At 69.8% G+C, this 8,783-nt stretch carries 6 protein-coding genes; 1 reads left to right on the forward strand and 5 read right to left on the reverse strand.

The window, feature by feature from the left end:
- The first annotated feature begins 132 nt into the window (after window positions 1-132).
- Window positions 133-603 carry an NUDIX hydrolase gene (locus HII36_RS36460; RefSeq protein ID WP_173527875.1) on the forward strand — a complete coding sequence of 157 codons (471 nt, stop codon included), beginning with the start codon at window positions 133-135 and terminating at the stop codon, window positions 601-603.
- On the opposite strand, the gene HII36_RS36465 is transcribed toward HII36_RS36460, so the two are convergent.
- The 5 genes from HII36_RS36465 to HII36_RS36485 all read right to left on the reverse strand — a co-directional run.
- On the reverse strand, window positions 578-2,074 hold the full coding sequence (locus HII36_RS36465; RefSeq protein ID WP_236004234.1) for a hypothetical protein: 1,497 nt from the start codon (window positions 2,072-2,074) through the stop codon (window positions 578-580). The two genes, HII36_RS36460 and HII36_RS36465, sit on opposite strands and share 26 nt — an antisense overlap.
- A gap of 28 nt (window positions 2,075-2,102) precedes the next feature.
- Window positions 2,103-2,954, reverse strand: a complete 852-nt coding sequence (htpX, locus tag HII36_RS36470) for a zinc metalloprotease HtpX (RefSeq protein ID WP_173527876.1) — start codon at window positions 2,952-2,954, stop codon at window positions 2,103-2,105.
- A gap of 300 nt (window positions 2,955-3,254) precedes the next feature.
- Window positions 3,255-4,877, reverse strand: coding sequence for an NADH-quinone oxidoreductase subunit N (locus HII36_RS36475; protein WP_173527877.1), 1,623 nt, complete (start codon window positions 4,875-4,877; stop codon window positions 3,255-3,257).
- Window positions 4,874-6,913 carry an NADH-quinone oxidoreductase subunit M gene (locus HII36_RS36480; protein WP_236004235.1) on the reverse strand — a complete coding sequence of 680 codons (2,040 nt, stop codon included), beginning with the start codon at window positions 6,911-6,913 and terminating at the stop codon, window positions 4,874-4,876. The genes HII36_RS36475 and HII36_RS36480 overlap by 4 nt, the downstream gene beginning before the upstream one ends.
- On the reverse strand, window positions 6,910-8,783 hold a 1,874-nt coding region (locus HII36_RS36485), incomplete at its 5' end, for an NADH-quinone oxidoreductase subunit 5 family protein (RefSeq protein WP_173527878.1). The genes HII36_RS36485 and HII36_RS36480, both read right to left, overlap by 4 nt.

The following is an 8,783-nucleotide window of genomic DNA, read 5'->3' on the forward strand; positions in this document are numbered from 1 at the left end:
TCGGGGGCTCGCCGGCGGTGGCTATCGCTGCCTGGCGCGCGGCTTTCCTGCGTGTACCCCTCCCGCGCTGTCCGGTTCGGGGTGGTTGTCCGTTCGCGCTTTCGTCTCTTGTGGAACGTAAGCTCCATTCTTGTGACGAAGATCCCGCTGCGCCGCTACACGGCTCGCGCCCTCCCCATCGACGACCAGGATCGCGTGCTGTTGCTGCACGGATTCGACCCAGCGCGGCCCGAGCAGCCGTTCTGGTTCACGGTCGGGGGCGCGCTGGAGGACGACGAGACGCTGCAGCAGACCGCCGCCAGGGAGCTGTACGAAGAAGTCGGCATTCGGGCGGACGCCGAGGCGTTCACCGGCCCCTACGGTACGAACACCATCGAGTTCTTCTTCGGCGACTATCACATCACCCAGGACCAGACGTTCTTCGCAGTCCGGGTCGGCGACGCCACCGTCTCCTTCGATCACATGGAGCAGATCGAGAAGGACACGACGACCGCGTACCGATGGTGGAGCGCCGAGGAGCTCGAGCGGACCGAGGAGGTCGTGTTCCCGCCGGACCTCGCGGCGCTGCTGCGGAAGATCACGTCGGACGGAGAATTCGCGTAGCGCCCGCGATCAGCGCCGTCGCCAGCACCCACCCCAGCACGATCAGCGTGTACGCCAGCCACTGCGTCCACCCGATCGCGTCGAACATCTCCCGTTGCCCGAAAGCCGGCAGCGGGAGCAGCAGGTCAAAGGTGTAGGCGAACGCGTTGAAATCGGGGCTCTCGGCCGGTTTGAGCGCCCTGGGCGGGGTTTGGGAGAAGACGACCGTCCCGATCGCCAGCAGCAGCGCGAACCACACGCCGGCCAGCCAGGGGCGATATCCGTACCCGACCGCGACGTCGAGCAGCCGCCCCCACACGCGGCCGCCGATCCCCTGCGTGCGCCGGTTCTCGCGGAGCTTGGCGAGTTGCGTGCGGCGGGCGAGCAGGTCGTTGCCGTCCCTGAGGTACCAGGCGGCCAACTGTTCGTACGGCTGCGGCCGGAATCCCTCCGGATCGCGCCCGACCCAGAGGATCCTGCGTTCGTGCCCGCTGCCGATGAGCCGCTCGTAGACCATGCCGTTCAGGCGCAGTTTCTCCGGCCAGGTGTCGGGGGAATCGTGCAGTGAGCCGAGCCGGGTGTGGGTCAGCGTCACGACGCCGTCGATGGGCTCGGCGGGGAGAAGGTACAGCTGACGGATCTCCGCGTGGCTGGCCTGCAGCGCGTAGCGGGTGTCGGGGCTGCGGATCGTCCCGTTGATGGAGAGTGTCCCGTTGATCCGGGCGCCGCGGAGCCGTACGCAGCCCAGCGCGGCGAAGTCGCCGCCGCACGACATGATGTCCTCGACGACCATGCTGTCGGCGGTCAGAGCTTCCTTGCCCGGATTGCGAAGCGTCGCGCCGTCCAGGAACAGGCCGCCGTTCAGCCGCGAACCGACCAGCCGGACGCCTCCGGTGAAGTCCGCGTTACGGAGGAACGCCCCGGAATCGACCACCAGAGAGCCCGCGTAGAACGCCCATTCGTCGGCTTCGTCCGCCGTGACCTTGGTGCCGCCGAGCCAGAGGCCGCTCTCGAACTGGGCGCGGGCGAGACGGATGGAACCGGTCACGTTCGAGCCGGACAGGCTGAGGTGTCCGGCCACGCGCATGCCACCGCCGCTGAAGCCGGGGAGATAACAGTCGGTCATGCGGATGGTCCGGGTCATGGAGCCGGAGAAATTCACAGGTTCGTCCAGGTGGCAGCCGCTCAGGATGAGTTCATGGGCCACGTTGCCGCCGAGGATCTCCAGCCGTCCCGTGATGCGCGCGCCGGAGAGCCGCACCGCCGGGACCGCGCCCGCGCCGCCGTCGCGGGCGCCGAGCAGCAGCCAGGCGATGACCTTGGCTCTGATCGTGCGTTCCGGCCCCCACGAGGCGCCGTCCTTCGGCGCGTTCTCTCCGGCCGGACGTCCGACGACGCTCCGGGTGACCGGCCCAAGTTCGACGGTCTCACCTGTGGGGAAGGCGTTCCATAACTTCTGCTCTGCCGGGGTCATCCGGGGGGTTCGACCCATATTCCGATCGTCACGCAACCTTCGTCTGTCAGCGGCGGTAACCGGCCATCCGCTCCAGCCGTGCCACCCGCTCGGACGTGGGTGGATGCGTCGAGAAGAGCCGGCCGAAACCGGATCCGCTGAACGGATTGGCGATCATCATGTGTGAGGCCGAGGTTAGTCGGCTGTTCTCCGGCAGCGGAAGCCTGCGGGCGCCCATTTCGATCTTGCGAAGCGCGGAGGCGAGTGCGAGCGGGTCGCCGGTGAGCCTGGCGCCCGATTCGTCGGCCTGGTATTCCCTCGTGCGGGATATGGCCATCTGGACCATCCCCGCCGCCACCGGCCCGAACAGCATCATGAGCAACGCGCCCAGGAAACCGGGGCCCTCGTCGTCGTCCGAGCCGCCGAAGAACACGGCCACGTAGCTGACCCAGGTGATCATCGTGGCCAGTGCCCCGGCCACGGACGAGATCAGGATGTCCCGGTTGTACACGTGGGACAGCTCATGCCCGATCACACCGCGCAACTCGTTCTCGTCGAGCAGTCGCGTCAGCCCGTACGTGACGCAGACCGCGGCCTGGCGCGGGCTCCTGCCGGTGGCGAACGCGTTCGGCTGGATGGTCGGCGAGATGTACAGGCGGGGCATCGGCTGCCTGGCCGCGGTGGAGAGCTCGCGGACGATGCGATACAGGGTGGGGTGCTCGACCTCGCTGACCGGGCGGGCACGCATCGCGGACAGCGCGATGCGATCGGAGAAGAAGTAGGCGAAGCCGTTGACGGCCAGGGCGAGCACGAGCGCGATCTGCAGGCCGATGCCGCCGCCCAGCCACGCGCCCACCGCCAGAATGAACGCGGACAGGCCGCCGAGCAGGATGGCTGTTCGCAGACCGTTGTGGTGCAAGGCTCCCCCCTTCGTGGCCTGGGTTCACCCCGTCCAACGCTTACCACCCGCTCCAACGTTCCCCGCCGTAGTCGAGGGCGTGCCCTCCGGAGCGTACGGGGGCTGGACGATCACACGTCCCCTCGCTATCGGGCACGACGGACGGGCACCTGACTGTGAAGGACGGGCACCTGACCACGAGGGACGGGCGTCCGATCGTGAGGGATGAGCCCCGATCGTGATGAGCGCCTGTGTCGCCGGCCATGGCGCACGGGCCCCGCTTCCTCTGACCCTGGTGTTTTACGGGCGCCCGGGCGGGGTTCAGTTCGGGGTGGATAAGAAGGTCATGTCGAGGACCAGTTGCGGCGCGGCGGAGAACAGGACCGCCACCGCCAGCGCCAGACCGACCGCCAGCCACGTCGCCGGAAGCACCCCGCGCGGCGCGGCGAGCTCCGGCCGCGCGGGCGCGAACAGACGCGCCGCCCAGACCGTGTAGTAGTACAGGCCGATGACCGTGTTGACGGCCATGACCACGGCGAGCCACCCCATCCCGCCCTGGACGATCTCGCGGAAGACGAAGACCTTGGCGAACAGCCCCGCCAGCCCCGGCGGCAGGCCCGCCAGGCAGACCAGGCAGAACGCCAGCGCCAGGCCCGCGGCCGGGCTGCGGAAGGCCAGTCCGCGATAGTCGTCGAGCTCGTTGCGTGCCGTGACTCGGGACACGAGCATGACCACGGCGAACGCGCCCAGGTTCATGGCCGCGTAAATCACCAGATAGGCGACGGAGGTGCCCGCGGGACCGGACATCGGCGTCCCCTCGGACTGGGCCAGGAGAATGCCGTCACCAGCTCCCGGACCCGCAGCCGGAGTGCTCGCGAGGGCGAGCGGCGCGAGGATGTAGCCCGACTGGGCCACCGACGACCAGGCCAGCAGGCGCACCGCAGACCGCTGACGCATGGCCAGCAGGTTGCCCACGGTCATGGTGAGCGCCGCGACGATAGCGACGATCGGCACCCAGGTGCCGCCCTGACCGGCCAGCGCGGTGATCAGAATGAGGATCAACCCGGCGAACCCGGCCGCCTTGGAGATCACCGAGAGCAGCGCCGCCACGGGGACGGGCGCGCCCTGGTAGACGTCGGCGGCCCAGGAGTGGAAGGGCACGGCGGCGATCTTGAAGGCGAACCCGGCCACGACCAGCACCACCCCGACCGTGACGACGGCAGGCAATCCATGCGCGGCCTCCAACGCCTGCGCATGGACGCCTTCCGCCAGGCCAGGGGCTGGGATCCGGCCGCCGAAGATCGCCGCCAGCCGGGACAGGTACACGGTGCCCGCCAGCCCGTACAGCAGCGATACCCCGAACAGCATGACGGCCGTCGACACGACCGACACGAGGAACAGCTTGACCGCGGCCTCGGAGGCGCGACCGTCGTAGCGTTTCAGCGCGGTGAGCGCGAAGACCGGGAGCGAGACCAGCTCCAGCGCCACCACCAGCATGATGAGGTCGCGGGCGGCGGGCAGGCTCACGGCCCCGACCAGGGTGCAGAGCAGCAGGAAGTACCACTCGCCGACCGGGATGCCGCCACCGGCCAGCTCCGTCATCGACATCAGGACGACCACCACGGCCGCCAGCAGCATCAATCCGGCGAACACCAGCGTGAAGCGGTCCACGACGAACGAGCACAACCGGCCGCCCGCCTCGGCGCCCGCGCCGGCGGCCAGTCTGTCCGGGACGCAGAAGGTCGATCGCGCGCCCCCGCCTGCGACGGCCTGTGCCACCACGAACCCCAGGGCCGCGAGCACGCCGGCCAGTGTCATCAGGCCCAGCACGGACCTGCTGCGCCCGGTGGCCGGGAGGAACGCGTCGACCAGCAGCACCAACCCGGCGAACAGGGCCAGGGTCAGCGGGACCGCGATGGCGAAGTAGTCGATCTGCTGGATCATGACAGGGCTCCCAGCAGGCTCTGCACGGCCGGGGTGGTGAGGGACAGCAGGAGGCCGGGCCAGAGGCCGAACAGCAGGATCAGCACGACGAGTGGCACCCAGGCGGCCAGTTCGTAGGGCCTGATGTCGTGGGGCTGGGTTCGATCTTCAGGGGCCGGGTCGTGCGGTGGTGGCGGCCCGGGGGGTGTCTGTCGCTCAGGTGGTTCGGCCTCGTCGTGAAGCTCGTCGTGGAGCCCGTCGTGGAGCCCGTCGTGGAGCCCGTCGTGGAGCTCGCGGTGAGGCTCGTCGTGGAGCCCGTCGTGGGGCTCGCGGTTGGGCTCGTCGTGGGGTTGGTTTCCGGCCGAGTGTGCCGTGTTCGGGTTCTGTGGTGGCTTGTGCTCTGGTGAGGCGTCCGGTTGCCGCACGCTTTCGGGCGACATGTCCTGTCGTGAGGTGTCCCCCGGGAGTGCGGTCCCTGAGGGTGCGTGCTGCGGTGGTGTGTCTTCCGTGGGCAGGTCCGTCAGTGTTGCCGTGGCCGTCGCTCCTGGACGTGGCTGGCCGAGCGGGGCGACGGGGCGTTCGTCCGGGGTCCGGTGAGTGAGCCGGTCGTCGGGCAGTCGTACGTCGGCGAGGTCGTCGTCCGCGGCATGGCCGGGGACCGCAGGGAGCGCGGCCGGGCGGCCGTGGGTCACGCGGGACAACATGACCACGAAGTACGCCGCCGTCAGTACCGCCCCCAGCCCGCCGATCACCATGAACGTGAGGAACAGCGGCCGCGACAACCCGTCCGACGGATCGAACGCGCCGAACAGCGCCAGGAACTCGCCCCAGAATCCGGCGAGCCCGGGCAGGCCCAGCGAGGCGATGGCGGCGAACGTGAGCACCGACCCCAGGTGCGGCAGGGTCGCCAGCATGCCGCCGCCGATCGACGGCATGTCGGCGGTGTGGTACCGCTCCTTGATCGCTCCGGCCACGAAGAACAGCAGGCCGGTGATCAGGCCGTGCGCGATGTTCGCGAACAGGGCGCCGTTGACGCCGGTCGGGGTCAGCGTGGCGAAGCCGAGCAGGACGAAGCCCATGTGCCCGACCGACGAATAGGCGATCATCCGTTTCAGATCCCGCTGGGCCAGGCAGGCCAGCGCGCCGTAGACAATGCCGACCACGGCCAGCGCGCCCAGCCACGGCGCCACCGCCGCCGCGCCTTCCGGCAGGATCGGGATGGCGATTCTGGCGAAACCGTACGTGCCCATCTTGAGCAACACCCCGGCGAGCAGCACCGAGCCGACGGTGGGTGCTTCGGTGTGCGCGTCGGGCAGCCAGGTGTGCAGGGGCCACATCGGCGTCTTGACGGCGAGACCGATGCCGATCGCCACGAATGCCAGGATCTGTACGCCTCTGGCCAGGCCCGCCCCGTGCGCCTGGGCCAGCGCGACGATGTCGAGCGTGCCGGTCTGCGCCCAGATGAGCAGCAGGCCGAGCAGCATCACGACCGAACCGAGCAGCGTGTACAGGATGAACTTGACCGCGGCTCTCCTGCGCCCGGCGCCGCCCCAGATCGCGATCAGGAAGTACATGGGGATGAGCACGATCTCGAAGAAGACGAAGAAGAGCAGCAGGTCGAGGGCGAGAAATGTGCCGATCATGCCGACTTCCAGCACGAGCAGCGTGAACACGAGCGCTCGCGGCCGATGCCGCAGCAGTTGCCCCGGCTCGCGTCCACCGCCCCAGCACAGGTAGCCGAAGCAGAGGAACGTCAGCAGCGCCGTCAGCGCGATCAGTGGCAGCGAGATGCCGTCGACGCCGAGATGGAAGCGGAGGTCGAGGCCCGGGATCCACGGCCAGTCGACCTCGAACTGAGGCCGGGCCGCCTGCCCGGCGCCTGCCGCCTGTTCGTAGTCGAACGTCGCCACCAGCGCCGCGGCCAGCACCAGCGTCGCCCCCGACACGGCCAGCCCGTAGCCGCGCAGCACGGGCCGCAGCACGTTCGGGGCCACGACCAGCAGGAACGCGCCGAGCATCGGCACGGCGGGCAGCGCGACGGCCAGCCAGTTGGTCATGTGAACACCACCGCCCCCACCACGATCAAGAGGACTCCGGCCAGGACGCCGCTCACGTACAGCTGGGCGTTGCCGTTCTGGGCCAGCCGCAGGACGCCGGACAGGCTCCGGGCCGTGCGTCCCGAGCCGCGTACCGCGCCGTCCACGACCGTGTCGTCGGTTCTGACCACGAGCCTGGCCAGGGCCAGCACCGGACGGACGAACAGCGCGGCGTACACGTTGTCGACGTAGAACGCCCGCTCGCACGGCACACGCAGCGGGCCGAGCAGGCGCGCGGGGTCGGCGACCGGGTCACTGCGCCAGGCCGCGTACACGACGCCCGCGCCGAGCAGCGCGAGTACGACGCTGACGGCCGCGACGGCGAGGTCCACGTGCGGTTCGCCGGCGAAACCGAGCACCAGGGCGGGGGCCGCGAGGAGTATCAGCGGGACGAGCATGGTCCGCGGCGCCTCGGTGACGTCCACGACGTGTGCCGTGCCTGGCTGGGGTTCGGGCAGCGCAACCGCTCTCGGTTGTCCGAAGAACGTGCGTAGCCAGGCTCGGGTGGCGTACGCGCCGGTGACGGCGACGGTCGCCAGCGCGCAACCGTACAGGAGGAGGGCCGCGGCGTCGGTCAGCCCGGAGCCGGCGCCGGTGAGAGTGTCGTCGATGGCGGCGAGCACGGCGTCCTTGCTGAAGAAGCCGCTGGCCGGCGGGAGGCCCATCAGGGCGGCCAGACCCACCGTCATCGTGACGAACGTGACCGGCAGTTCGCGGCGCAGGCCGCCCATCTGCGTCATCAGGTTCGAGCCGACGTGGTGGATCACCGCACCCGCACACAGGAACAGCAGCGCCTTGAACGCGCCGTGCGTCAGCAGATGGAAGATCGCGGACGTGTCGGAGCCGGCCGCGAGCGCGCCTGCCATGTAGGCGAGCTGGCTGATCGTGGAGTAGGCCAGCACGCGTTTCAGGTCGTCCTGGGCGAGTGCGGCCAGCGCGGCGCCCAGCATGCCGAGCGCGGCCAGGACGGCCAGGACGTCGAGCGTCTGGCGGGCGCCGAGGAAGGCGGGGAACAGCCTGGCCACGATGAAGATGCCGGCGGCGACCATGGTGGCCGCGTGGATCAGCGCGCTGATGGGGGTCGGGCCCGCCATGGCGTCCGGGAGCCAGGTGTGCAGCGGCACCTGGGCGCTCTTACCCGCCACGCCCGCGAGCAGGAGCATGGTGGCCGTCACCAGGGTGGCGGCGGACATGTCGGGCACCTTGGCCAGCACGTCCGCGATGCGGAAGCTGCCCGCCGCCGTGCCGAGTACGAAGATGCCGAACAGGAAGCCGACGTCACCCAGACGCGTGACCAGGAACGCTTTTACCGCGGAGCGGGAGTTGGCCCGGTCTTCCCACCAGTGCCCGATGAGCAGGTAGGAGCACAGGCCCATGATCTCCCAGCCGACGTAGAGGACCAGGAGGTCGCCGGCGTAGATCACCAGGAGCATGGCGCTGGTGAACAGGCTGATGAAGGAGCTGTAGGAGGGGTAGCGGGGGTCGTCCCTGAGGTAGCCGACCGAGTAGACCTGCACGGCGAGCGCCACGAGGGTGACCAGGACGCCGAGGACGGCGGAGAGGTCGTCTGCCTGGATGGTCAGGGAGATCGGGATGCCGCCGGTGGGGATGGTGCCGTAGGTCTGGCCGGTGGGGGGTGTTCCGGACGGTTCGCCCGAGAGGTAGCTGAAGCCGGGGCCCCAGGCCAGCCAGAGTGCCAGGAGGGCGGAGGCGGCTGTGGGGAGGATGGCGATCCAGGCGGCGCGGGTGTTGGCGCGGCGGTTGTTCGCGTGGGGGTTGTTGGCGTGGGGGTTGTTGGCGTGGGGGTTGTTCGCGTGGCGGTTTGAGGCTG

This window comes from Nonomuraea antri, assembly GCF_013283785.1.
In the GTDB taxonomy this organism is placed as follows: Bacteria; Actinomycetota; Actinomycetes; order Streptosporangiales; family Streptosporangiaceae; genus Nonomuraea; species Nonomuraea antri.